The organism is Peptoniphilus sp. HCN-40583 (genome assembly GCF_037892835.1).
Lineage (GTDB): Bacteria > Bacillota > Clostridia > Tissierellales > Peptoniphilaceae > Aedoeadaptatus > Aedoeadaptatus rachelemmaiella.
Window position 1 is genome coordinate 12,343 of record NZ_JBBKBU010000024.1, and the last position, 26,561, is coordinate 38,903.

The window sequence follows — 26,561 nt, forward strand, 5'->3', positions numbered from 1 at the left end:
TACTAATGATAAGTATAATCAGTTGAAAAGGAAAAGTCAAACAGGGGCCGCGCTTTAGCCACTGACTTTTTTTAATTCTTCCACCATATTCAAGCCCTTAATCTTTCTGCGGCCCAAGGCCTGGGCGGCAGCAAAGACAGCGAGGTCCGAGGCGTAAATGGCGAGATAACTTTTGGCTGCGAAGTGTGGCTCCATGTAGACGGAAACTTTCGAAATGGACAGGGCGAAGAGGTAGCGCATCAGGGGATCGAAGAGAGGCAGGCTCAGGGGATAAAAGAGTGCCACGGCGATTCCCATGCCCAAGAGATAAACGGATGCCACTTCCCTGTCTCCATAGCCGAAAATTTTCAGGTAGCAAATATCTTTTTGGGATTTTTCCAAGATCAACTTGCTCACGGTGTAGACCAGAGTAAAGTAGAATACCATGGCCAGAATGCGGGTGGTAAGTAGGGCGCCGCCGAAATTCTCTAAAAAGGCGTCCAGGTACGAGCCGATTTTTTCCCGATCGATGGTGGTAATGAGTCGGTCGTCGTCTACGTGCAGGGGCTTTTGCGACCAGTAGAGATTGAAATTCTTTGCATCTTTGTCGATAAATTTGTTTAGTGCATCCATGGGCATCAATGCCTGTACGGAGTGAATGTCGTGGGCAATGGCGACGATTTTTAATCGTTTGTAGTTTTTCCATCGGGGAAGCTTGACGGTGATTTCATCCCCCGGTTTTAATTGGTCCCGTTGGGCGAGGCCTGTGGAGATCACCACGTCGTTTGCTCCCATGGTTGAAGGCAGATCTTTTTTGTAGGCCGTGTCTTTGTCCGGACCGAGCAGATTCAGATCACTTTTGTCGTCGCCCTTTTTGTAATCAACCGTAAGGCTTAAGCCTTTGTCGGCGTCAATGGCGGGATCCGGCGCCTTTACCATGTAGGTGTAATTGTACTTCATGTCTTTTTTTATGGAATTCATGTAGTCGTCAAACATGGGGCCCATGGCCATGGAAAAGAGAAGAAGCACATTGCCTATGAACATGCCGAAGAACAGGGCGAGGATATTCAGGCGGTTTTCCGACAAGATGCGAAGGCGGGCGGCATGCATAAAGGAAAAGTTTTCCAGAGAGGGGGCTTTTTTTCTTTTTTTGCGGTAAAATTCCCGCCGCAGAAAGCGTAGGGGCGACAGGCGGAAGTAGCGCATGAGAAGCAGGCGATTGACCAGCCAAATGATGCCCAGGGGAATCAAGGTGGTTAAGGCAAAGGCCTTCAGCGAAAGAACGGGCACAAAGGGCGGCAGATTATAAGATGTGTAGTAAAGGTCGGCGTAGAGCTTGTAGCCCTTCACATAGGCGATAATATTGCCCGCCACTCCGGCGAAAATCGTGAGGCAGGTGGGGATGAGGCTGTAGTGGCGAATCAAATCTTTCGTCTCGTAGCCCATGGCGAGGAGGGTGCCGATCACCGGCGCTTCTTCCCGCAACAGGCCTCGGGTTTGCAGGGCGCTGATAAAGCCCAGGGATATAAACAGAAGCACCATGGTAATCATCATCATGGGCACGTCGCCGCCCATGTCGTCGATAAAGTATTGGATGCAGCGGTTGTCGTAGGAGGTGGTGGCGCCGATGACGGGGCCCGACGTTTCCGCATCGGCGAGAATGTCTTCGAATTTATCTCGCGCTTCATTTTCTGATAGGCGGGCGTGGTTTCTGTAAACGTAGAGGTAGTTGGTTTTTTCCTTCAGGGAATCGAAGGCATCCTTTGTGACAAAGGCCACGGAAAAATGCGTGGTGTCCATGGCCAAATCCCCTTGGGTCTTTAAAATCGTGGAGTAATCCGGCGTGGCCACCAAGGCCGTAATCTTGTAATCTGTTCCATTGAGGCAAAGGGTATCGCCGAGGCGAAGATCGCTCGCCTTGGCCAAGTTGGCGGCAATGGCAATCTCTCCTTTTTTCACAGGCAATTGGCCGGCGTGAATGGCGGCGGTGTCGATTTTTTCCCGGTTGATAAAGGTGCGAAGTGTTTTTTGCCGCTTATCTTCGTCGCCGGGAATGCGGAAGAGAACGTCTTTATAAAAATTTTCCGCAAGATCCAAATCCCTTTTCTCAATGGCATCCTTCGCCTTTTTCGTTAAAGGATCCGCCATAAGAAATTGGCCGTCTTCCACTTTGTTATCCCGCAGTCCCTTGTAGTAAAGGGGCTTAATGGAATTTTGGCTGATAAAAAAAGAGGAAGTGAAAGTGACGGTTAAAAGGGAAATAAGGAAAAGGGGCAAGTAGGTGCCGGGCTTTTTAAAAAACAGCCGCAGAATCCGTCGGTGAATGGGGTTTTTCATTACCATTGCACCTCCTCGGCGGAGAGGATGTGTTTATTCTCTTCGTAAGATTTTAAGCTGCCGTCGTGAAGGCGCAAAATTACGTGACACATGGAAGCGATGGCTTCGTTGTGTGTGGCTATAAGAATGGTGGTCTTGTGTTTTTTGTTCAAGTCTTCGATTAAGTGCAAAACCGCCTTGGCACTTTCGTAGTCCAAGGCACCGGTGGGCTCGTCGCAAATAAAGAGGGACGGCTTTTTCGCCATGGCCCGGGCGATGGACACCCGCTGGGCTTGGCCACCGGATATTTCCGAGGGGAATTTGTGCAATTGATCGGCAATGCCCAGCTCCTCGGCCAAGGCGTCCACGTCCAGAGGATCGTCGGAAAGGTAGGCGCCGGTCAGAATATTTTCTCGGACGGTTAAATTTTCCACTAAATTATAAAATTGAAAGACGAAGCCCAATTGTTTTCTGCGATAGCGCTCCAGTTCCTTTTTATTCATATGGGACAATTGGGCGCCGTTTACGATAATTTCGCCTTCGTCGACGGTTTCGATGCCTCCTAAAATATTCAGCAAGGTGGATTTTCCCGAGCCGGAGGGGCCCAAGAGACAGGCCAGGCTTCCTTCGGGCAGCGTAAAAGACACGTCTTTTAATACGTGAAGCCGTTGATTTTTCGTGCCGTAACTTTTATGTAGATGGTTGATGGTAATCACGAGAACCTCCTTAATTAAATGATACTTTTTATTAAAACAATTGTATGCCTCGTGACTTTTTTTGTCTATAAAATTCTCGGCTGCTCATGTATTTTTTTCGAACTTCATTTAACTATTTAAGAAAAGAAAAAATCCCCTCGATTTTACGAGGGGACTCCTTTAATTTGTGCGGTCGTCCATGGACAGGTATTTTTTTCTGGAGTTTAAGTGGACGTAGGCCGGGCGAATGATTTTCTTGTCTTGGACTTGTTCCAAACGGTGGGCGCACCAGCCGGCCATGCGGGCGGTGGCGAAAAGTGGGGTGTAAAGGTCCCGAGGGATCCCCAGCATTTGATACACCAGGCCCGAGTACAAGTCGATGTTGGCGGTAAGGGGATAGCTTGTGTTGTTGCGCTCTTGCAAGAGGCGACCGCCGATGTCTTCCACCAGGCGAATGAAATTGTATTGATCGCTGTAGCCTTTTTCTTCGGCCAACACTTTTGCCTGCTGCTTTAAGAGTTCGGCCCGCGGGTCGCTTAAGGTGTAGACCGCGTGTCCGATGCCGTAGATCAGGCCCTTTCCGTCGAAGGCCTGGCCGCCTAAGATCCGCTGCAGGTAATCTTCGATGTCGTTTTCGTTGTGGACGTCCCGCACATTGGAGGCGATGTCATCGAGCATGGCGGAGCACATGAGGTTGGCGCCCCCGTGGCGAGGCCCCTTCAAAGAGCCCAGGGCCGTAACGATGGCGCTGTACGTATCCGTGCCCGAGGAGGAGACCACGTGGGTGGCGAAGGTGGAGTTGTTCCCGCCGCCGTGTTCGGCGTGAAGCACGAGCATCAGGTCCAAAATCTTGGCCTCGGCATCGGTGTAGTCGGAATTTTTCCGGATCAGGGACAGAATCATTTCCGCCGTGGACATATCGCTGTCCGGGTAATGAATGACCAAACTGTCTCCGTCGATGTAGTGTTTTTTGGCTTGGTAATTATACGCCATAATCAGGGGCGTCTTGGCGAGAAGGCTTACGCTTTGGCGAAGCACATTGGCCGTGGAGGTGCCGTCGGGCTCCGCGTCGTAGGAGTACAGACACAAAGTGGAGCGCATCATTTTGTTCATGACGTCGCGCCCCGGCACTTTCAGGATCGTATCTTCCAGGTAATTTCTCGGCAGAGACCGCTCTTCCCGCAAGAGGCCCTTGAAGAAATTCAAATCTTTTTTCGTGGGCAAATTGCCGAAGAGCAAAGTGTAGGCCACTTCTTCGTAGCCGAAGCGATTGGTCGCTTTAAAATCGTGCACCATGTCCTTCACGGAATAGCCCCGATAGAGCAGATCCCCTTCCATGGGGACTTTTTTGCCGTCGATTTTTTCGTAGCCGGTGACGTAACCGATGCGGGTAATGCCTACGAGGACGCCGGTGCCTTCGGCATCGCGCAGGCCGTGTTTCACATTGTACTTGGAATAGAGCTCGCGATTAATGGTGTCGCGTTTCGTAATCTTTTCCGCCAGATCGTCCAGGCGGGGGTCCATTTTCTGATTGAGCATCACACACCTACTCTTTCTATTAAAGCGTCTACATAGGCCTCGGTGCTTAAGCTGCCGCCGAGATCCACCGTGCGGGTGTCGGGATCGGACAAGACGTCGTGAATGGCGCGGCGAATTTTTTCCGCTGCCGACCCTTCGCCGATGTCGTCGAGCATTAAGCAGGCGGTGAGAAGCATGGCCGTAGGATTGGCGATGCCCTTGCCTTGAATGTCCGGGGCCGATCCGTGAACGGATTCGTAAATGGCCATGTCCTTGCCCTTGTTCATGCCGGGAATCATGCCTAAACCGCCGATGAGTCCGGCGCCTAAATCGGAGAGGATGTCGCCGTAAAGGTTTTCCGTCACGATAACATCAAATTGTCCGGGATTCATGACCATCTGCATGGCCATATTGTCTACAAGGATTTCCTTCATGGGCACGTCGTAGTCTTTGGCCACCTCGCGGGCCACGTCTAAAAACAAGCCGTCGGTGGCCTTCATAATATTGGCCTTGGTCACCACGGCCAGGTCGCGACGCTTGTTGGCCGTAGCGTAGTCGAAGGCCGCGCGAATGATCCGCTCCGATTTATCGCGGGTGATGATTTTAATGGACCGGGCCTCGTTTTCCGAGATCACTTCCTCCACGCCGGCGTAGAGATCTTCCGTGTTTTCCCGAAAGAGCACCATGTCCACGTCGTCGAACTTCATGGGAAGATCGGCGGCGGGCTTAATGGGCCGAATGTTTTGGTAGAGATCGTATTTTTTCCGAAGCTCCACATTGAGGCTTCTGAAGCCGTGGCCGATGGGGGTGGTAATGGGGCCTTTTAAGGCGATTTTATTTCGCTCCAGGGATTGGAAGAGGGCGTCGGGCAAGTAGGTGCCTTCTTTTTCAAAGACCGCTTTGCCCGCGTTCACTTCTTCGAAGGCCACGGGCACCTTCATGGCCTCAAACACTTTTTTTACCGCCGCGGCGATTTCCGGGCCGATGCCGTCGCCGGGGATCAAGGTCACTTTCTTCATTATGCCCTCCTGTTTTTCGTGTAGTTTAAATAGCCGCCTTCTAAGAGCATGGCTTTTTCCCGTTCGCTGAAGTCGCCTACAAGCTCGATGGCATCGCCGCCTGCGGTTAAGATAAATTCGCCTTTTTCAACGGAGGCCTTTAAGTCCTTCATGGCGATGGTGTCGCCTTCGTTTAATTTGTCGTAATCGGCGGGGTCTTTAAAGACCAGGGGAAGAATGCCCATATTGATTAAATTGGAGCGGTGGATGCGGGCGAAGCTTTTCGCCACAATGGCCTTCACGCCTAAATAAAGGGGCAAGAGGGCCGCGTGTTCCCGGCTGGAGCCTTGGCCGTAATTTTCGCCGCCGACGACGATGCCGCCGCCGTATTTTTCCGCCCGGGCTTTAAAGTCGTCCACCAAAGTGGAGAAGGCGTGTTTGGAAAGCTCGGGAATATTGCTCCGGTAGGGGAGAAGCTTTGCCGTGGAAGGGCAGATGTCGTCGGTAGTCACATTGTCCGATGCCTTAAGGAGAATGGTCTTTTCAAAACCGTCGTCCAAGGGATGGGCGATGGGGAAGGGCTTAATGTTCGGGCCCATCTTCACATCCTTGGGCCGCGCGGCTTTTTCCTTGGGATAGATTAAGTAATTGGTGGCGTGATCGTAGTGATCCGGCTCGTCTACAGACTCAATCGCATCCGGCGTGGTAATGTAGCCGGCAATGGCGGAGGCGGCGCAGGTTTCCGGGCCGGCGAGGTAGATCTTCGCATCTTTCGTGCCGCTGCGGCCCTTGAAGTTGCGGTTAAAGGACCTGAGGCTCACGGCGCCGGACTTCGGTGCCTGGCCCATGCCGATGCAGGGACCGCAGGCGCTTTCCAAAATGCGGGCGCCGGCTTCGATCATAATGGCCAGTGCGCCGTTTTTGGACAAGGCATTTAAAATGGTGGCGCTCCCCGGGGAGATGACCAGGCTTACATCTTCGTGGACTTTTTTGCCCTTTAAGATTTGTGCCACCTTCATCATGTCCGTGTAAGAGGAATTGGTGCAGCTGCCGATGGCCACTTGATCCACCTTCACCTTGCCCAGATCCTTCACCTTTTCGTATTGATCGGGCAAGTGGGGCTTGGCCACGGCGGGCTCGATGGCGGAAAGATCAATGTCCAGCACGTCGTCGTAGACGGCATCCTCCGTGGCGGCGAGGGGCACGAAGGCCTCTTCCCGGCCATGGCGCTTCAAAAAGGCCCGGGTCACGTCGTCGGAGGGGAAGACGGAGGTGGTGGCGCCGAGCTCCGCCCCCATATTGCAAATGGTGGCCCGATCGGTGACGGAAAGATTTTTCACGCCGTCGCCGGAATATTCCACAATGTAGCCCGTGCCGCCCTTGACGGTCTTTTTACCTAAGATGGCGAGGATCACGTCCTTGCCGTTGGTGCCGGGCTTTAATTTTCCGCTGAGGCGCACGTTTAACACCTTGGGCACCTTCAGGAAATAAAAGCCGCTGGCCATGGCCACGGCCACATCCAAGCCGCCGGCACCGATGGCGAGGGCGCCGAGGCCCCCCGCTGTCGGCGTATGGGAGTCGCTTCCCACCAAGGTCTTGCCCGGTGCGGCAAACTGCTCAAGTTGCACTTGGTGGCAAATGCCGCCGCCGGGTTTTGAAAAGACGAGGCCGTATTTTGCCGCCGCCGATTGAATAAATTCGTGATCGTCGGGATTTTCAAAGCCCGTTTGCAGCATGTTGTGGTCGATGTAGGCTACGGAAAGCTCCGTTTGAATGTCTTCAATGCCCATCGCTTCTAATTGCAAATAAACCATGGTCCCCGTAGAATCTTGGGTCAGGGTTTGATCGATTTTCAATTTAATCTCTTCGCCGGGAGAGAGGGTTCCTTCCAGCAAGTGGCTTTCCAATAATTGGTACGCGATACTAGTCATACAACCTCCTTGATTGCGGTCCAGGAAACGACAATGCCGTTTTTCGATTCATATGATCGTTAATTACCAGTATACCTTTTTCTATTTTAAAATGGTAGAGCGTTTTCAAAGTAGATTGTATACTTTATTGCCTTAAAGAGCAAATAAAAAGACGGCGCAAAACGCCGCCTCAATAAGGGAGTAAGAGATGAAAACTCAATGCGGAACCGATGGCTCCGTCGAATTCTATGGTAAGTATAGTAGAGAAATGTTTCCGCAACCTGTTCTTTCTGTAAAAAAGAGATCAAGTTTAATCCGCCAGGGGCACTTCCACGGGGCACTTCTTTTCGAAATAGGTGGCGTGGGTGAAGCCTAAGCGGATGAGATAATCCTTCGCCGAATGAAAATCCCGGCCGATATGCTCCGACTTGTGGGCGTCGGAGGAAAGACAGATCCTCTTGCCGCCGAGATCCCGGTAGAGGGCGAGGATTTCCTCTTTGGGATTGCCGTAATTCAGGCCCTTGTACTTGCCCGCCGTGTTGTACTCCAACACCAAATCCTTTTGAATCAAATGCTCAAGCACCGCCGCCACCTGCTCCTTGTAAAAGGCGAAGGGGGGAATGGCCGCCTTGTCCCGCACGTAGCGGTCCAAATAATCCATGTGGCCCAGAACGTGATAGCCCGTCGTGCCCGTGGCGGCATGGACCATGGCGTCGTAATAGTTTCTGTAATAAGGCTTCAGATCCCCTTTGTACGTATAGAGGGTGGAGGCCACGTCCTGATTGTCCACGGTGTGGAGGGAGCCGATAAAGTAATCGAAGCGATCATCCTTCATGGCTGCCTCGATCCAATGATTTTTCTCGAGATTCAAGCCCATTTCCGCACCGATAAGCACCGAAATTCGGTCCTTGTAGCGGGCCTTTAAGGGAATGAGGGTGCGGGTGTAGTCGTCGAAATCGAAACAATAATCCAAGGGCCCGTCGACCCGGTCGATGTGATCGGTAAAGGCCAGGCCGTCGAGGCCCCGGGCCATGGCGGCGAGAATGTTTTCTTCGCAATCCGCCTCGGAGTCGAAAGAAAAGCGTGAGTGACTGTGAGAATCGATGAGCAAAAGCGTCTCCTTTCTGAGATCGTGTAAGAATTTTCCGTAAAAATGCATACTTTTAATCTCCCTTGGGTACTATAATAGTAGTAACTTAAAAACTGGAGGTTGACCATGATATTTGATTTTATGAGAAGAGAACGTGAACGCTATTTACGAGAAGAACGAGCAAAGAAATTTGCATTAGGTGCCGTCGTCGGCGCTGCAGCCGGCCTTTTATTCGCGCCCCAAAGCGGTAAAAAGACCCGCGAAGACATCGCCGACCGCTCGAGAGAATTGGCAGAAAACGCCAAGGACATGGCTTTAGACACCGCCGATGAATTATCCGCTCGGGCTTATGAAGCACAACAAGCTGTTCAAGACACCTACGACGATTTGAAACTTCGCGCCGCCATTAAGGCCGACGAAGTACGCGACGATGCCGAAATCGCCAAAGCCAAAGCAAGAGCCATCGGCAGAATCGTTCGCGAAGAAGGCGCCAATGTGAAGGTGGAATTAAAAGAATCCGCCAAAGCTGTCGGCGATGCCGCGAAAGAAGTCGGCGAAGAAGCCAAAGATCAAGCGAAAGAAGCCAAAGGCCAAGTGAAAGAAAGCGCCGATAAAATTGCCAAAGCGGCAAAAGACGCAGAAAAGAAATCCAAAAAGGTCGTAAAAGAAGAAGAAGATAAGTAGAACACGGAGGTCACAATGGACACCATGATTAATTTGCACGACCTCTTGCGCTTTTTACTCTATCTTGCAGGTATCGGGGCTCTTGTCTTTTTGATGATTACCCTGAAAAACGTCGCCGGCATTTTAAAGGTTGTCAAAACCAAATTGGAGGCCCACGAAGCCGTCATCGACGACACCATGCAAAAACTCCCGACCATTACAGATAATGTCACCATTATCTCCACCAACGCCTCTCGCCTCACCACCGACGCCACGGAAATGGTTGAAGTCGTGAAGCCGGAAGTGGAAAAGATCGCCGCCACCGTCGGCGATGTGACGGGCACCGTCGACAACGTGGCTCGCACCGTGGATCAAACGTCTGTAAAAATAAAAAACACCGCCGATGTGCTCACCGATTCCATTTCGGACACGGCAAAGACCATCTCCTTCAACGCCAACAATGTGGTGGATTACTTCTATATTATGCGAGAAGTATTGGAAGCCTTAAGAGATGTGTTGCGCACGCGGTAACAGCAAAAGGAAGAAGCGGCCCCGCCGCTTCTTTTTTAATGCCCGCCTTTTCCTAAGGAGCATACGGGAAAAAGATTACGGGAAAATAATGGTTATGTAAAAAATAAAGCCGCCGACTAAAAAAGAAAAAACGCTTGCCGCCGACGTCGCCAAGGGCACGGGAAAAAATAAATTCTTTTTCCTGCAGAAGGGGAGGTCGGCGAAAAAACAGGGAATATTCGCCATAAAAAGGGTTCAGATTTGTAACAGCCGGTCATTTTTCATGATTTTCGGGAAAATTTTCCGATTTATTTTGAGGGAAAAGTTGAATTCCTCTTTGTGAGATCGTTCCCCATAGCGTATAATAAAGTCGGAGGTATAAATGAAAAAGGTAAAAATTATCGCTAACCCTTCCAGCGGAAGGGAAGGGGCTATTGAAATCATAAAAAAACTAATCGCGCCCTTTGCCTCGAGGGGAACAGCCGTGTTACTTAATTTTACGCAAAAAGGCGGCGATGCCCGCGCTTTTGCCGCCACCGACGACGGGGAAGATTGTATTATTTCCATCGGCGGCGACGGCACGGTCAACGAAGTGGTCTCCGGAATGTATGAAGCGAGGCGAAGAACGCCCTTGGCCATTTATCCGGCGGGCACGGTCAACGACTTCGCCGAGTCCATGGGCATACCGAAAGATCCCTACGATTTTTACACCATGGTCACCGAGGGAAAACCAATCGCCGTCGATATCGGCCTTTGCGGCGACAGCGCCTTTATTAATGTCTGTGCCGTCGGCGTGTTTTCGGAGATCGGCTACAAAGTGCCCGACGAGGCTAAATCCGCCGTGGGGCGATTGGCCTACTACGCCGAGGGCTTTCGCATGTTTCGGGAAAAGGACTTTTTAAAAAGCGGCTTCGACGTCAAAATCGACTGCGACGGCGAGTCCATCGAAACCAAGGCCATGATGGTCATGGTCTCCAATTCCAATAGCGTCGGCGGTTTTTCGAGAATTTCCCCGGAAGCCGACGTCACCGACGGCCTCTTGGAACTTGCGGTCATCGAAGAGATGACCATGTCCAAATTGCTAGACCTTTTCCGAACCATCGGCCTGGGCAAACACATCGACCACGATCATTTCATTTATCGCCACGGAAAAAAGATCACCATTCGTGCAGACAAGTCCATGCACGTGGATATTGACGGAGAAAAAGGCCCTCGCCTGCCACAAACCATTGAAGTGGTGCCGGGGGGCATTCAATTGATTACAAATAGGAGGTAAGTATGGCATCGACCATCAAAGATGTAGCAAAAATGGCGGACGTATCGATTTCAACCGTATCCCGCGTCATTAACGACTCTAAACCCGTGAGTCCCGAGGCCCGCCGGCGGGTACTTCACGCCATCAGCGTATTGGATTACAAGCCCAACGAAGTGGCGAGAAGCCTGGTAACGAAAAAAAGTAATATTATCGGCGTCATCGTCTCCGACGTAGGGAATCAATACATTTCCCAAGTCTTGCGGGGTGTGGAAGAAATCGGCCGCATGCACAATTACGACATTCTGCTCTCCTCGTCCTACGACGATCCGGAAGTGGAAATTAAATTTGCCAATCTCTTCAGCCAAAAGCAAGTGGAAGGGATCATTATTATTTCGGAAATTTTAAACCAAAAGCTCCTCTATAAGCTGGACGAGTTTAACATTCCCTGCGTGGTCATCAATCGCTTTTACAATGTAGACGAGGCGCCCACCGTTACCATTAACAACAAGGCCGCTTCCTACAATATGACTGATTACCTGATTAATCTGGGCCACACGGCCATCGGTTATGTGGCTATGCGAAAAGACATGGATCGCACCAACGAAAAGTACAAGATTCGCGGCTACCGCGACGCCATGCGTGCGGCGGGACTGAAGCCCTCCGTCCTCTACTGCGAAGGCCTCACAGAAGGCGACGCTCAGGATCTTTTCGAAGAACACGAAGACGCCCTTCGAAGCGGCAAGTATTCCGTGCTCTTCTGCAGCCAGGATTTAATGGCCATTCACCTGATGAATGTCATGCGGGACCAGGGCATGAACATTCCGGAGGACATGTCCTTTGCAGGCTTCGGCGGCAGCACCTTGTCGGATATTTACCGGCCCAAACTCACCACGGTAAAAGAGCCCTATTACGACATCGGCGCCGTGGCCATTCGCAAGCTCTTTAAGATGCTGGATAAGAAAAATACGGACAAGGGCGAAGAGATGATTCTTCTTCCCGTGGAAATCATTAAGCGGCAAAGTGTCGTCGATTTAAATGACAAAAAATAGTGGTTAATGTTCCGCCAACCACCACATATGGTAGAAAATAGGTTATAATGGAAACAGAAGATAAAGTGAGTATTCATATAGATAAGGAGCTTTTCCATTGAAAAAACTCGTCGTGAGTTTGGCCTGTTGTCTCGCGCTCACCGGCTGTGCCACCTCCTTGAGCTACAGTGCCGAAGAGCCCGTCGCCGAAGAAAAGAAATCGGAGGCGGTTGATTTGAGGCAAGAGGGAAGACATTTATTAAAAGACGGCAGTTATGTTTCCGCAGGCCGCGGCATGGTGGGGGATATTTCCGTCGAAATGCGGGTGCGCGACGGCTTCATCGACCGGGTCCATGTGATGGAACATAGTGAAAATGTAGGCGTCGTGGAAGATGCCTTTGATCGCCTTGAAGGCAAAGTGATTCGAAAACAATCGGCGGATGTAGACACGATCTCCGGCGCCACGGAGGCTTCCTACGGCTTTTTGGAAGCCGTGAGAAATTGCATTCGTCAAGCGGAATAGGAGGCCCTATGAAACTGTCTCGCTACTACCTGCCCACCTTGCGGGAAGCGCCGGCCGATGCGCGCACCGAAGCCCACAAATGGATGCTGCGGGCGGGCATGGCAAGAGAAGCAGGCGTGGGCCTGTTTACCTTTCTGCCCTATGGCCATGAGCTTATGAAAGCCCTCGAGGCGCGGCTTGAAAAGGACTTTTTTCAAGGGGGCTCGGCGGTTTCCTTAAGCCCCCTTCAACCGCGGGCCTTGTGGGAAGAAAGCGGCCGTTGGGAAAAATGCGGCAGCCAAATGTTTAAGGTGGCGGACCGCACCAATCGGCAGGCCGCTCTTTCCCCGGCATCGGAGGAGGCCTTTTTGAGCCTCGTAGGCGGCGAATTAAAAAGCTACAAGCAGCTTCCCCTCTTTTTGTATGAAAAGGCCCTGCGCTACAAAGACGTACCGAAGCCCGTATCGGGCCTTGCCGATGCCCGGGCCTATTCGGTCATGGACGGCGCGCGCTTCGACGGCGATCCCGAAGACGCCGAGGCATTTTTCGGCGAAGAGCAAAAGCGCGCCGAAGCCCTTTTAAATGCGTTGGGAATCGACTACCGCGCCGTGGATACACCGGATAGCCTCGTGTACTACGCCTTGGCGGAGGGCTACAAAGAAGAACTGGCCCTTGACGGAGAATCGGCCTACATGAAGGATGAGGCCCCCATTCGCTACCCCTTGCCTGAAGGCGAAGCACCGAAAGAAGCGGAAGCGGTCTACACCCCCGATGCCCGCACCATTAAAGAGTTGAGCGACATGATCGGCGTGGAAGCGGCCCGCTGCACCAAGGCGGTGGACCTAAGGGTCGACGGTGCGCCTGTCTTTGTTTTCGTGCCCGGGGATCGGGAGCTGAATCAAAAGAAGCTTGAAAACTACTTAGGCGTGAGCGGCGATAAAATCGACATGCTCGATGAGGCGACCATTCTCGAGCTGGGCACCTTCCCTGGATTCACCGGGCCAATAGGCCTGGGAGAGAAGGCGCGAATCATCGTGGACCGCGCCGTCACCGGAATCGACAACATGGTGGTAGGCGCCAACAAAGAAAACTACCACATTAAAAACGTCAACTACGGCAGAGATTTCGAAGGCGAAATCGCCGACGACCTGCTGGATGTGGCGGAAGGCGACGTCTCCCCGGCCGGTGTGGCCTACACCTTCCGGGAAGCCTTTGAAGTGGCGCGGATCAATAAGCCGAGCACACACTTCTCCGAAGCCATGAACGCCGGTTTTTTGAATGCACAAGGCAAGGAAGTGCCCTATATTTTAGGCGGCGCCACCTGGCACATGGGCGCCTTGCTGGCGGCTGTGCTGGAAAACCATCGGGACGACGACGGGCTGAACTTCCCGCCCCACCTGGGCCCCTACGACGTGGCCATCACCGTGGCCAATGTGAAAAAAGAAGAGCAGAAGGCATTGGCGGAAAAAGTTTACGATGCCCTCGTCGATAAAGGCATTTCCGTCCTTCTCGACGACCGCAACGAGCGGGCCGGCGTGAAATTTAAAGACCGCGACCTTTTGGGAATCCCCCTGCAACTGACCGTAGGCAAGGATGCCGAAGAGGGCGTGGTGGAATTAAAGCGCCGAGGCGGCGATGTGGGAAAACTACCTGCCGAGGAGGTCCTTTTGCGCATAGCAGATGCATTAAATAACTAGAAACGAACCTCGCGACGCGGGGTTTTTTCTTTTTCTTCGGGAAATAAAGAAAAACTGTTATGAAATCGTAACGGCGACGGTGCGATTCATGGATTATAATAGACGGAAGGAGGGATTTTATGAAACGCAGTTTGTGTACCCTTTTGGCCCTTTTGCTCCTATTTGCGTCGACGGCGGTTTTCGCCGCGGAAGATATTCAGAGCCAACTGAACCTTCCCATGACCAATAAGCAAAAGGCATCGGACCCTTACGGCATGGAACTAAAGATCACCATGCCCAATGACTACCAAAGCAATTTAAAGACATTTTCCCTGTCGTTTATGGTCGATAAAACCATTCACATCGACAAGGCCATCTTCGTCGGCGGCCTCACCGACAACGACTACCGCCTCATGTCCACGAAGACAGACAGCAACAAAAAAGAAATCGTCACCTTGGTAATCCCCGACGTTAAGGCCTTGAGCCGCCCGGAATTTTCCCTGAAAATGAGCGGCAAATTTAAAAAAGGCGTCAAAAACGTGAACCAAGTGTCCATGTCCTACGTCATGGCCACCGTGGATAAAAATGGCAAAAACCGCAGCGTTCAAAAAGACGTCACCAGCGACACGGGAAAGGCAAGTCCCATCCCCGTGGCGGCGAAAAAATCCACCGTGGATCCCATCGCCGTCGGCGCCAACACCTTATCCGGCACCGGTGTGGCCCGCGCTGGTGTGCGGGTCTATCGAGGCAAAACCTTAATCGGAAGCACCGTGGCGGATAACGACGGCCGCTTCAACGTGGTCATCAATCCCCAACCGAAAGGCACAACCCTAAGCTTCATTTTCACCACAAAGGCAGGGCAGGAAGAAGTTCTCGCCACAGTAGGCGAAGGTGCCGGCCCGGGACAAGGCGCAGGCGATGCGGCCCCCGCCCCCTTTGCAGGAGACAAGAAAAAAATCGACGACTTTCTCCGCGTCCTCTCATCGGTGGCTATGAGCGGACGGGCCAAAGTCGTGCAATTGCAGGTTAATGCCGCCGTGGCTACAGGGCAATTTATCCTCGCCAAAGAAGACGCTACAGCCGCTGACATCTCCGGCGCGGAAAACAGCCTCACAGAAGCCATGAAAGTGGCACGCCCCGCCTACGTGACCGGCTACCCCGACGGCACCTTTAAGCCGACAAAAGCCATGACCCGGGCGGAAGTTTCATCCGTCATCGCCCGCATGGCAAACGGCGCAAAGCCCGTGGCCGCCTACACCTCCTTTAAAGATGTAGATGACAGCCAGTGGTTTGCCGCCTCCGTGGGCTTTATGGAAAAGCGGGGATTCATCTCCGGCTATCAAGACGGCAGCTTCAAGCCCCATCAATCCATAACACGGGCGGAATTTGCCCGCATTCTCGCCGCCTACGCCGGCTTAAGCCCCGCGGAATCCACCGACTTCGGCGATGTGAAAGCCAATCACTGGGCCAAAGGCTACATCGGTGCCGTTCAGCAGGCGAGCCTTATGAGCGGACGTAGCAAGGGCAAATTTGCACCGGGCGAAAAAATCACCCGCCAGGAAGTCTGCGCGGCCCTGAACAAAGCCCTACAACGCAAGCCCGACAAAGCCTTTTTGGACACCTACGGCAACAATCCCTTTAAAGACGTAAACAAAAACATGTGGAGCTACTACGACATCTTAGAAGCTACAGGCCAACCTCAGTAAAGAGAAGCCTGCGGGCTTCTTTTTTTGCTTTTTGTTCCACGGAAAAGCCTGTGCTATAATAGAAATGTTAAGGAGGGAGGCATTATGAAACTATCAATCGATTTGCATACCCACACCATCGCCTCCGGACACGCCTATTCGACTCTCAGAGAAAATATCGCCGCGGCACGGGCGCGCGGCATACGAATCCTCGGAACCAGCGATCACGCCATGGCCATGGCAGGGGTAGAAAACAACGCCGTTTTCGATAACTACCAGGCCGTGCCCCGCGTCTTAGACGGCGTCGTGATTCTTTGCGGCGTGGAAGCCAACATCCTCTCCGCAGACGGCGCCATCGACATCGATCTGGACCATAAAAAACTGGATTACGCCATCGTCAGTTTGCACAGGCAGTGCTTTCAACCCGCCGATGCCAAAACCAACACCGACGCAATCATCAACGCCGGCAGACATCCCTTGGTAAAAATCATCGGCCACCCCGACGATGCCCGCTTTCCCTTGGATTACGAACGGTTAAGCGATTTTATCGTGGAAGAGGATCTCTTTTGCGAATTAAATAATTCGTCCCTGAAGAAAAATGGCCCCCGCATCGGCGCGGAAGAAAACCTGCGCGTGCTCTTGGGACTGGGAAAAGAGAAAAACATGAAAGTCATTGTGGGAAGCGATGCCCACATGGACGTGGACGTAGGTAATTTTGAACTGGCTAAAGTGCTGATTAACGAACTGGACTACCCCGAGGAGCTCATCGTCAACACTTGGGAGAACGACCGCATACTGAACGCATTTACGCTAATGGACAAATAAGGAGGAACCATGGACAATGTACGGGTGCGCTTTGCCCCATCACCGACGGGCTACCTGCACATCGGCGGCCTGAGAACTGCCGTTTATAACTACCTTTACGCACGACAAAAAGGCGGAAAATTCCTGCTCCGCATCGAAGACACCGACCGAACCCGCTTCGTGGAAGGCGCCATCGAAAACCTGATCCGCTCCCTGAACTGGGCGGGCATTGCCATCGACGAAGGCGTCATGATGAAAGACGGAGAAGTGGTGGAAGAAGGGGACTGCGGCCCCTACATTCAATCCAAGCGGCTGGACATCTACAAAAAATACGTGGATCAGCTGCTGGAATCCGGCCACGCCTACTACTGCTTCTGCACCAAAGAGCGGTTGGACAACCTTCGCGAAGGCCAAAAGATTAAAGGCCAAGTGCCCCGCTACGACGGCCTCTGCCGCTCCATCTCCCTGGATGAAGCCAAAGAGCGCATCGCCAAAGGCGAAGAATACGTGGTGCGCCTAAAGCTTCCCCACGACGAAGACATCACCTTCGAAGACGAAGCCCGGGGCAAAATCACCATTAATACCAACGAAATGGACGATCAAGTCCTTATGAAAAGCGACGGCTTCCCCACCTACCACATGGCCGTCGTGGTGGACGATCACCTTATGGGCATCACCCACATCATTCGCGGGGAAGAATGGCTGCCCTCCACGCCGAAACACGTGTACCTCTATCAAGCCCTGGGTTGGGACGTACCCACCTACATTCACCTCCCCGGCGTCTTGAACAAAGACCACAAAAAGCTCTCCAAGCGCCAAGGCGACGTGTCCGTGGAAGACTTTAAAGGCCACGGCTACCTGCCCGAAGGCCTCATCAACTACCTGGCCCTCGTAGGCTGGTCTCCGGAAGACAATCAGGAAATCTTCTCCATGGACGAGCTCATCAAAGCCTTCGACACCAAGCGTATCGCCAGAACCGGCGGCGTCTTCGACGTGAAGAAGCTGGACTGGATTAACAGCCACTACATGAAAGAGCTCTCCGCCGATGAACTCCTCCACATGGCCATGCCCTACATCGAAAAAGCCGGCCTCTTTACAAAAGCCGACGTGGAAAAAAATCCCGAGCACTACCGCGTCCTAATGGAAACCATTCAAGACGGCCTGGATCGACTGGAACAAGTCCCCGAGGCCTGCGGCTTCCTCTACGACGACTACGAAGTCACCGAAGAAGATGCCCTGGAACAAATTAATTCCGAATCCGCCCCGGCGGTCATCGACGCCCTGGAAGACATCCTGAAAGGGATGGACGCCATCTCCTTGGAAGATGCGGGCAAGCTCATGAAGCAAGTGCAAAAGGCGAGCGGCGTGAAAGGCAAAAACCTCTACATGCCCGCCCGTGCCGCCATGACCGGCAACGTCCACGGCCCGGAACTTTCCAACATTATCTACCTTTTAGGCAAAGACGAAATCTTAAAACGATTGGAAAAAGCAAAAAGCTACAGAAAATAAAGGCATATAAAATCCGCCGAGCCACGCACTCCGGCGGATTTTGTCATTACAAAAAAAGCTGCCCTCACGAGCAGCTTTCTTTTTATGCCTACAAACAGGCCTTGTAAATAGCCAAAATATCTTCTTCCTTCAGATCCACAAAGCCGCGGATCACGCCGCCGGCATGATCGGCACAGGCCTTGGCCATTTCCGCCAAATGTTCCTCGCCGATGCCCACGGCCTTTAAATTCATGGGAATGCCCATGGAAACAAAGAAATTATACAGGGCTTCGATGGCTTCATTGGCCGCATCCACATCGTCGTCCGTTTGAATGTCGAAGACCCGGCGGCCGAAGCGGGCGATCTTCGGCGCCGTCTTGGCACTCAACACATGGCGAAGCCAGCGCGGCGTTAAAATCGCGAGGCCCACCCCGTGGGTAATGTCGTAGAAAGCCGAAAGCTCGTGTTCCATGGGGTGCACGCTCCAGGCTTGCGCCTTGCCCGTGGAAAGCAGGCCGTTAATGGCCCAGCTGGACGCCCACATTAAATTGGCCCTGGCCTCCAAATCCCCGCCGTCTTTCACCGCCGCGGGACCGGCGTGGCGGCAGGTGCGCAAAATGCCTTCCGACATAGAATCCTGCATAAAGGCGCTGTCGTCCACGGAAAAATAATTTTCCATGGTGTGGCTCATAATGTCCGCCGTGCCCGACGCCGTGTGATACCCATTCACCGACACCGTGTAGGCCGGATTCATGAGGCTCGCCTTGGGAAGCACCTTGCTGCTCTTCCAGCCCAGCTTTTCCTTCGTTTCCGGATTGGTAATCACCGATGCCGTGTCCATTTCAGAGCCCGTGGCCGCCAAGGTCAGCACCGCACACAGAGGCAGGGCATCCTTTACCGCCACCTCCTTCTTTACAATGGCCCAGGGATCCCCCGGCGTCAGGGTGCCTGCGGCAATGAGCTTCGCCGCGTCGATGGAAGAGCCGCCGCCGATGGGCACGATCACATCCACCCCTTCCTGCTTCACCAGTGCGATCCCCGCCCGCACACTGTCGATCCTGGGATTGGGCTCGATGCCGCCGTGGTCCACCGTCTTCACACCGGCGGCGTGAAGAGCCGAGGTGATTTCATCGTAAATGCCGTTCTTCTTAATGGAGCCGCCGCCGAAAACAATCAGCGCCTTGTCCCCGTAAGACTTCACCGCCTCGGCAAAAGCGCGCACCTGACCTTCCCCGAAAAAAATCGTCGTCGGTACCGAAAAAATAAACTTATCCATACATCCTCCTTTAATTGCGTTCATAGATATAACTGAATTATACCCAAAGCTCGCCGCCCCGAAAGAAAAACTCGATCCGCAAACCGGCGCCGTCAGCCCCTCCGGCCTCCTAAACGACGCCGAACACGCCGTGCACTTCTATTGAGACAAACGATTTACCAAAAATGGCAGCATCATCGGCATCCCCCCCAACGACAACACCGCCACCCTGTGGCTCAAAGCCGAGGATTTAATTAAACTTATCGAAGACGCCGGCAACCCCGTTCACGTCGTATCCATTTAAAGAGATGAAAAGAAAAAATCGGGCAGGTTCCATGACTTGCTCGATTTTTCTGTGTGAAAACAGCGATTCCACAAACATTTTACCTTTCATCTTAGAAGAGAAAAAAATAATCTTTAAATATAGAAAATAACTGTCATTTAACATAGATAAAAAAGAGAAGTAGTGATAAAATAAAGACGTATATATCTATGATGATGTAGCAAGGAAGTGATTAAGTAGGGAACGAAGAAAGGAAGTGCGTTTGGCAACGAAAAGATGTACGCCGTCACTAAGAATGCATTAAAGGAGGAAGCTATGAACGTTAAGCAGATGCGAAAGCAAGTCACAGCCGGTTTTTTGGCTGTCGTCATGGTGGCAGGCACCCTGCCGGCGAATGTTTTTGCCGAAACCTTCACAACAAAGGATTCGAATGGGAATGCAGTCGTTAATACAACAGACTGGCAAGTAACAGAAGAAAATTTAAAGGGTAAAAACTTTTGGCCGCTAGCTGCTAAACAATACTTAAGTGAAGTATCTACATTAGCTGAACCAATGAAAAACCCAATGATAGGCTATGGAGGTTACTTCATAAGACCAGATGGTAGAACTGTAATCAGACTTACTATGAGAAAGTTTGATAAGGTTGGTACAGGTGTTTGGGACATCATGCAAATGAAGTTAGAAGATAGCTTTGACGACATGGTAGACTGGAACGACACACAAACCGGTATTTACAAAGGCGTATCAGCCGGATCAAATGCTGGATGGTACCACGACGACCTTGCTTACGAAAAAATAGCACCTTTTGGTAATACAACAATTACTGATGCCGGTTCAGTCAACGTAAAGGAAGTAAACATCGCAAAGAATGGAAACACAGGCACGACAGCTGCCCTTAATGAAGTGCCTATAAACCTTGTATTAAAGGCGGGACAAAGTGTAGACTCCTTTACCAAGGAACCTTTAGTTCAAATAAGGATGTTGGCTAGGGACAAGCAACAAGTTGCTTGTTATACGGATGCAGGTTCAGGTAGAGGGAACTATTCAACGTATACTTTCTCATCTATCGTTCCTTTAAAGCACAACTACGAACAAAATCTTTTAAGAGAAATTCGTGAATCAGTAACCCCAGATAGAGCTTTTAGAGCTGCAGGATCTTCTGTTTTATATAACAAAGAAAAGGGCTATATTGAAGTAAGGCATCGCTATAACAAGGTGGCCATCACTGGTAATCAGCTTTACGGAAGAAAGCTTGGCTATAGACAAACGGTAGACAAGAGATTCTTCGATGTGCTAAAGCCGAAAGATGCTTCTGGAACGATAGCACATATATTCTCAACATCAAATAATGGACTTCCAACAGCCGGTAGGCTGGATGCCAAGGGAGAACCAACAGCTGACGGTTCTGTTGCAGTATTAAAGGACAACATCAATTTCCTTCCAGGTTCAGACCTTGGTTTCATACAAGTTGCCGCAAGTGATTTCAATAGAGCTGCTGAAGCGCAAGAAGGGATAAAAACGAACCTTACTACAAACCAACCACTTGCTTCTTGGCTGGATGGTGTTGAATCACTTTTAAATAACGGTCAAGGTACGACAGTTAGATACTATGTAGATACAGATAAAGTGGATAAGTTGTTAGGTGGAAATGATGGACTTCAATACTTCCCATTCTACTCCACAATAATAACAGATAATGCTTCAGGACAATATAAGTACACCTTTAAACTGACAAAAGACGTAACACTAAATGCAGGCGATAAAATCAAGATTGACTTTAAGACTGCTTATGGTGCTGGCTTGATTGGAAATTCAGCTAAATCACGTAATAGAGAGATGCGTCTTGGAATTAGAGGTATGGGTACTGAAATGTTCCTAGGCTCAAACTTCTTAAACGTAGACAAGGGTTTAGCCTATGAATATACTGTACAAAAAGGCATGGCTATGACATTAAAAGCCGGTACAGAACTATATTTATATGGTAACTATCCGGATGGTGGAGAAGCAACCCTGCACTTCAAGAACGAACCAACATTTTACAAAGCTAATTATGTAGTAGACAAAAACCCGATCGTTCTTGACTGGCAAGGAACTTACTCAGCAGGAACTGTTACAACCACATTCCAAAAACCGGACGTTGATGAAATCTTCTTAGGAGATAAAAACATCACCGGTCGTACAGCCTACGAAGATGCTGAAGTAAATATCAGAAAATCTAAGGCTGATCAAAAAGTACAAACAATCATTGCAAAGCCGGGTAACACTTCAAACAAAGATGACTCAAGAATAGACGTTGTGGTAAACAATGTTAAGTCAAAAGGTTATGAATTCGATACGACGAAGCCCGGTAATCAAGCAGATGGCAAAACACCAAGAACATTTACAATGCCTGAACTGAAGAGAGACATGCCTCTACTTTTCACAAACACAAATGTCGATATTCTTGCAGAAGAATCAAGACCGGCAGTTGTTGAACAAGTACAGGCAAAAGTCAACTTTGACTTAAACGGAGAAAAATCAAAGGACAATAAAGATGTCATAGAAAAGATCGCTCCATTAAGTAAAGAATACACGACTCTTATAGAAGATAAATTAGCTGCTGATGGCAAAACAGTAGAAAAAGCTGCTGGAACGCCTAATGAAGCTTATAAACCAAGTGGCTTTGAAGGCGAAAATGTCAAAGTCGATGAAAATGCAAAAACAGTAAAAGTAAAAGAAACAATAGATGGAAAAGAAGTCGAGAGAACTTTCCAAAACGTGTTAAGTCACGACGGCAAAGTTTATGACATCAACAACAAAGATGCCGCTATTGCCAAGGCTGAAAAAGAAGCGCTCAAGCTAAGACAAATGCCCGACAAGTACGACATCGACGTCCCCCAAGGCAAGAAGCTTTTAGGTTGGACCACCGTGAAGTTAGTAGACAAAGCGGATGAAAGCATTGCCGAACAATTCAACGCCCTGAAAGACAGAGGCAAAATTGTCAAGGCAACCGACGACTGGACCACGGCCGAAAAGGATGCCTATATCTTTGACGCCAACTCGCCCATCGACAAAAACCGCACGGTCTATGCCGTTTACGGCGAAGGCATCAACTTGATCCTTCACTCCAACAACACCACCGATCCCAAGGCCGAAACAACCATAACGGTACCTCTTGTTATTTCCGACGTAGACAAGACCGATAAGATTCTGGACGCCGTTTCCAGCCCCACCTTGTCTAAAATGAAGGGGAACCTGATCATCAAACAATTGCCCAAGGTGCCCGTGACCGGCGAACAAGCCGACATGGATAAAATTACCGATGCAAAGGCCAGGACCTTTAATATTCCCAACAACTCCTTTATCGGTTGGACAACGAAGAGATACACGAACGATGCTACTTCTGAATTTGCTGCAGGGAACAACAACGAACGGATCGGGGAAATTACCCAAGGTCTTGTCAAGACTAAGCAAGGTGGGACCGCGCGGATTCCTCAAAAAACCGAATGGTTGCAAGACCTGAACAAACTTCAAAACACATATTATATTCCTAACGGTTACTCCGTAGCCGTAAGTCCTCGAGATGTTGACAAGAGCTACACGGAAATCAAAAAAGCCATTGAAGAAGGTAAGGACATTCACCTTTACGCCAATTACCGTCCCTTCTTCGACATCAATGTTGTTGCTTCTTATAAGAATATAGATAAGACAGCGGATGCAACTCATAAATATGGTAAGTATGTTGATTCAGTTGATACTACGAAGAAAAAAGACGCAAAGATCGGCCTCTTGAGACGGACAGCGGTTACGAACTACGGCACCCCGACGGTTCACCAAAACGCCAACTACTATCCCTTAGGCGATGCCGGCTTAAAAGATTGGGACGGCATGGAAAAAACTTTAACGTGGAAACTGCCCGGCTTTGACGAATTGGGTCAACGGATGTCCTATGTATCGGCAGTCGTTCCCGCAGGTATGGAAGATGCCTACAAGAATTTCAAGGTTCCCAACTGGGGCGATTTAGGCTTAAAGACCTACCTTCGATTAAACAATACCGACGGTACGACAACCCTAGACCCCAATGCACCTCGGAACTTACACGAAAACGCAGGCAACCCCTACGGCGATCCCTTGGCGAAGAACCAAGCCTACAGCATCGGTGTTGACGCCTATACTTCCGCAACATCCAGAAATGCTGTAACCGTCGATCGTCATGGAACGGATGAAGTCACCGGCTACACCATTTGGAACACTTCCACACCCTTGGATGTTCCGAAACCCGCCTTTAGCAATGTCTATGACACCGACACTCAAGCCAAGCTCACTTGGGGCGACGCGGAAAAGAACGCAGGCATTGAAAAGATTAAGCTTACCGTCGCCGACGGCGCGGAAGTCGTATTAGAAAAACAGCAAGACGGAACGTACAAAACAGCGGACGGAACATTAAGCGCCAGAGAAGGTACCGGAGACGATGCAGGTAAGTTAATTATCGGCACCCTGGACCTGACAGGAAAGGCAGGCAAAGACATTGTCGCCAAGTACGTGGTTGAAAAAGCCGGCAAAGACATCGACGGTCAGGAAGGCCGTGTAACCATCAACAAACGAGGCACTTCCGCTCCGGTTGATAGAATGAAGCAAGTGCCAAACCAAGATGGCAAACCCGTCGTCGAATTCGACATTCCCAACCCCACCTTAAACAAACCCACTCCCGGCACGGAATACGTGGCACAAAAGTGGGATAAAGACAACAACAAGTGGGTGGATGCCGGTAAGACCACCATGGAAAACACCGACACCTTGGGACAAACCAAGACCATTCCTCTGGACGGAGTTACCAACGACGACATCATTCGCATCGTGTCCAAGCAACCGGACATGATTCCTGCGGCATCCAATAAAGATGGCGAGAAGGCCATCGGCGAAACCGACGTAGTCAACCGAAACTACGTCAAGATCGACGCCGCCGGCCCGGAAATCAATCCGGCAAAAGCCACGGATGAAAAATTCAGACGCTTTATCGACTTAACCGCCGTTCTTTCGGAAATCCCCGAAGGCCGCCAAGTTCACGTGAAGGTAGCCTACCAAAACATGGCGGAAACGAACGGATTTGACTACCAAGTCACTAAAGAAGAAACAACGATCAAAGCCGACCTGTTGAACACCATCTTAAGACAAGCGGTAAACGAAGGAAAAGATCCTACCATCACCATTACCGCAGTAGACGAATTCGGCAACAAGACGGAAAAAACGGTCGTCTACGAAAAGACCTACCAATTATTGGTTAAATTTAACGGCCAACGGGCAGGCAGAAAGTTTATGAAAGTGACCGCCGATAGAGATAACTCTGACGTGACCATTAAGGTCATGGGCGCCGACGGTACCGATAGAAATGCCGATGTTACCGTTAATGTGCCTGCGAAGGGAACCTTTGTAAAAGCCCCCTTTGGTAACAGCTATAAGTTGCAATCCGGCGACGTCCTGGTTATTTCGGGAACCTGCCAAGAAGGTCAAGGCCAAGAAGCCAAGACCTACGTCACCAACCCCTACAAATACCTTATTAAGTAGGAAAACATCCTATAGAAAAATCGGCAAAAAACAGAAGAAAGAAAAAAGGTAACCGGGGCGGCTTCGGCCCCCCGGAAAGGAGGAAACATGAAATCAAGTAAAAGATGGCTTTCCCTGCTCCTTGCTTTTGTCATGTTGTTTACAAGCTTTGACAGCGCCGTACTAGCAGCCGGCGCGGCCCTGGCCCCCAAAGCACAAACGACGGAATTAAAAGGCGTGGTGAAGGGAAAAAAAGAAATCTTTAACTTCACGGTACCGCAAACAGGAAAGAAAACGGCGGTTAAATCCAGAGTTAGACGTGAATCCGGATTTTTCCGTGCCGGAGCGCCCGTCAAGGCGCCCGCCAATTCGGACACCGTAATTACCGTAAACACAAAAGGCTTAGGGTCAAATCCCTTTGACTGGTCCGCCCTTCCCAATGGTGAATTTAAAATCACCGCCAAGTGGGAAACCTCAGATGGACAGGAACATTTCCTGAAAGACTTTGCGACCATTACAGAAAACGGTGCCCGCGAATTTACCGTGGGTTGGCCTACTGATGGAACCATGGTACGCAATGCCGCCATCGAAGTTCAATATGACCAAGATATCAATGTCCGCGTGTTATTCACCCCGGAAACTTCAGAGGGTCAATTAGGGAAGCTAAGCTTTAAAATCGATCTGACGGAATTGGCCAACTCCATGGTAGACGTGAAGTACGTGGATCCCTATGGCAAAGCCTTGGCAGCTGAAAACATGCCTGCTCAAGGCAGCACCATGCCCAATATTACATCGGATAATTTAACTGGTGTCGCTATGCCCTTACCGGCAAAATCCGAAACCGTCAATATGCGTGAATCCGAAGATATTGACGAAGCCAAATTACATGCAGCAGCAGATGGCGTAGCCTATAAGGTAGGCGACAAAGGGAATGGTGATAAAGTTACCATCGACAACAAGGAATACACCTTGTCCATCTCCGATCCTAATCCCAAGGAAAATGCAACCATCAGCCTGCGTTACGAACCCGATGTCCTCGTCCCCGATAGAGATAACGGCGAGTATCCGCCGGTCCCCAATGGCTACAAACGACTCACCTTTAATGCCAATCAACCTCAAGAAGGCCAAACAGCCGCCGTTAACGGCCGCTTCAACAACCTGGGCGAAAAAATCAAAGTCATCGACGTCAAAGACGGCGTACAGTATGACAACGAAAAATTAAAAGAGGAAATCGCCAAGCTGAAGCCCGTCGCACTGAACACGAAAGATACTCCGGACGAAAAGAAAGTCTTCGATAAATGGAACCCCGCCGTACCGACGGATGGGACTGCCGTAGACACGAAGACCTATAATGCGACTTATACGGATAAATATTCCAACAAA

Annotated in this window: 18 protein-coding genes; 11 read left to right on the plus strand and 7 right to left on the minus strand. The window is 50.7% G+C overall.

Annotated features, from left to right (window positions below; all coding sequences use genetic code 11):
• Positions 1-54 precede the first annotated feature (54 nt).
• The 6 genes from WKT05_RS07940 to WKT05_RS07965 all read right to left on the minus strand — a co-directional run bounded on the left by WKT05_RS07940 (position 55) and on the right by WKT05_RS07965 (position 8,575).
• Positions 55-2,322: an ABC transporter permease gene (locus tag WKT05_RS07940; protein ID WP_340413659.1), complete on the minus strand. Its 2,268-nt coding sequence runs from the start codon at positions 2,320-2,322 to the stop codon at positions 55-57.
• Positions 2,316-3,011, minus strand: coding sequence for an ABC transporter ATP-binding protein (locus WKT05_RS07945; RefSeq protein ID WP_340413660.1), 696 nt, complete (start codon positions 3,009-3,011; stop codon positions 2,316-2,318). Before WKT05_RS07945 ends, WKT05_RS07940 begins: the two co-directional genes overlap by 7 nt.
• 159 nt (positions 3,012-3,170) lie before the next feature.
• Positions 3,171-4,529, minus strand: a complete 1,359-nt coding sequence (locus tag WKT05_RS07950; RefSeq protein ID WP_340413661.1) for a citrate synthase — start codon at positions 4,527-4,529, stop codon at positions 3,171-3,173.
• Positions 4,529-5,527, minus strand: a complete 999-nt coding sequence (locus WKT05_RS07955; RefSeq protein WP_340413662.1) for an isocitrate/isopropylmalate dehydrogenase family protein — start codon at positions 5,525-5,527, stop codon at positions 4,529-4,531. The genes WKT05_RS07950 and WKT05_RS07955 overlap by 1 nt, the downstream gene beginning before the upstream one ends.
• On the minus strand, positions 5,527-7,437 hold the full coding sequence (locus WKT05_RS07960; protein ID WP_340413663.1) for an aconitate hydratase: 1,911 nt from the start codon (positions 7,435-7,437) through the stop codon (positions 5,527-5,529). The genes WKT05_RS07955 and WKT05_RS07960 overlap by 1 nt, the downstream gene beginning before the upstream one ends.
• 289 nt (positions 7,438-7,726) lie before the next feature.
• Entirely contained in the window at positions 7,727-8,575 is an 849-nt protein-coding gene (locus tag WKT05_RS07965) for a histidinol-phosphatase HisJ family protein (RefSeq protein WP_340413664.1), read from the minus strand.
• Between the two features lie 57 nt (positions 8,576-8,632).
• Between WKT05_RS07965 and WKT05_RS07970 the strand changes: the two genes are divergently transcribed.
• The 9 genes from WKT05_RS07970 to gltX all read left to right on the plus strand — a co-directional run bounded on the left by WKT05_RS07970 (position 8,633) and on the right by gltX (position 18,138).
• On the plus strand, positions 8,633-9,190 hold the full coding sequence (locus WKT05_RS07970; protein WP_340413665.1) for a YtxH domain-containing protein: 558 nt from the start codon (positions 8,633-8,635) through the stop codon (positions 9,188-9,190).
• A 15-nt stretch (positions 9,191-9,205) separates the two neighbouring features.
• On the plus strand, positions 9,206-9,700 hold the full coding sequence (locus tag WKT05_RS07975; protein ID WP_215508443.1) for a hypothetical protein: 495 nt from the start codon (positions 9,206-9,208) through the stop codon (positions 9,698-9,700).
• A 361-nt stretch (positions 9,701-10,061) separates the two neighbouring features.
• Positions 10,062-10,955 (plus strand): diacylglycerol/lipid kinase family protein, encoded by an 894-nt coding sequence (locus tag WKT05_RS07980; protein ID WP_340413666.1) that lies wholly within the window; start codon positions 10,062-10,064, stop codon positions 10,953-10,955.
• 2 nt (positions 10,956-10,957) lie between these two features.
• Positions 10,958-11,983, plus strand: coding sequence for a LacI family DNA-binding transcriptional regulator (locus tag WKT05_RS07985; protein ID WP_340413667.1), 1,026 nt, complete (start codon positions 10,958-10,960; stop codon positions 11,981-11,983).
• Positions 11,984-12,080: 97 nt separating this feature from the next.
• On the plus strand, positions 12,081-12,485 hold the full coding sequence (locus WKT05_RS07990; protein WP_340413668.1) for an FMN-binding protein: 405 nt from the start codon (positions 12,081-12,083) through the stop codon (positions 12,483-12,485).
• Positions 12,486-12,493: 8 nt separating this feature from the next.
• A complete protein-coding gene (gene proS / locus WKT05_RS07995) occupies positions 12,494-14,161 on the plus strand; it encodes a proline--tRNA ligase (RefSeq protein ID WP_340413669.1) in 1,668 nt (555 codons plus the stop codon).
• Positions 14,162-14,280: 119 nt separating this feature from the next.
• Positions 14,281-15,846 (plus strand): S-layer homology domain-containing protein, encoded by a 1,566-nt coding sequence (locus WKT05_RS08000; RefSeq protein ID WP_340413670.1) that lies wholly within the window; start codon positions 14,281-14,283, stop codon positions 15,844-15,846.
• A gap of 84 nt (positions 15,847-15,930) precedes the next feature.
• Positions 15,931-16,650 (plus strand): PHP domain-containing protein, encoded by a 720-nt coding sequence (locus WKT05_RS08005; protein WP_340413671.1) that lies wholly within the window; start codon positions 15,931-15,933, stop codon positions 16,648-16,650.
• A 9-nt stretch (positions 16,651-16,659) separates the two neighbouring features.
• Positions 16,660-18,138: a glutamate--tRNA ligase gene (gltX, locus tag WKT05_RS08010; protein WP_340413672.1), complete on the plus strand. Its 1,479-nt coding sequence runs from the start codon at positions 16,660-16,662 to the stop codon at positions 18,136-18,138.
• Between the two features lie 88 nt (positions 18,139-18,226).
• Here the strand turns inward: gltX and WKT05_RS08015 are convergent, their stop codons facing one another.
• A complete protein-coding gene (locus tag WKT05_RS08015) occupies positions 18,227-19,393 on the minus strand; it encodes an iron-containing alcohol dehydrogenase (RefSeq protein ID WP_340413673.1) in 1,167 nt (388 codons plus the stop codon).
• 934 nt (positions 19,394-20,327) lie between these two features.
• On the opposite strand from WKT05_RS08015, the gene WKT05_RS08020 reads away from it, so the two are divergent.
• Together WKT05_RS08020 and WKT05_RS08025 are read left to right on the plus strand one after the other, a co-directional pair.
• Positions 20,328-25,199 (plus strand): hypothetical protein, encoded by a 4,872-nt coding sequence (locus WKT05_RS08020; RefSeq protein ID WP_340413674.1) that lies wholly within the window; start codon positions 20,328-20,330, stop codon positions 25,197-25,199.
• Between the two features lie 87 nt (positions 25,200-25,286).
• Positions 25,287-26,561 (plus strand): hypothetical protein (locus tag WKT05_RS08025; RefSeq protein WP_340413675.1); only part of this gene is annotated, 1,275 nt, incomplete at its 3' end.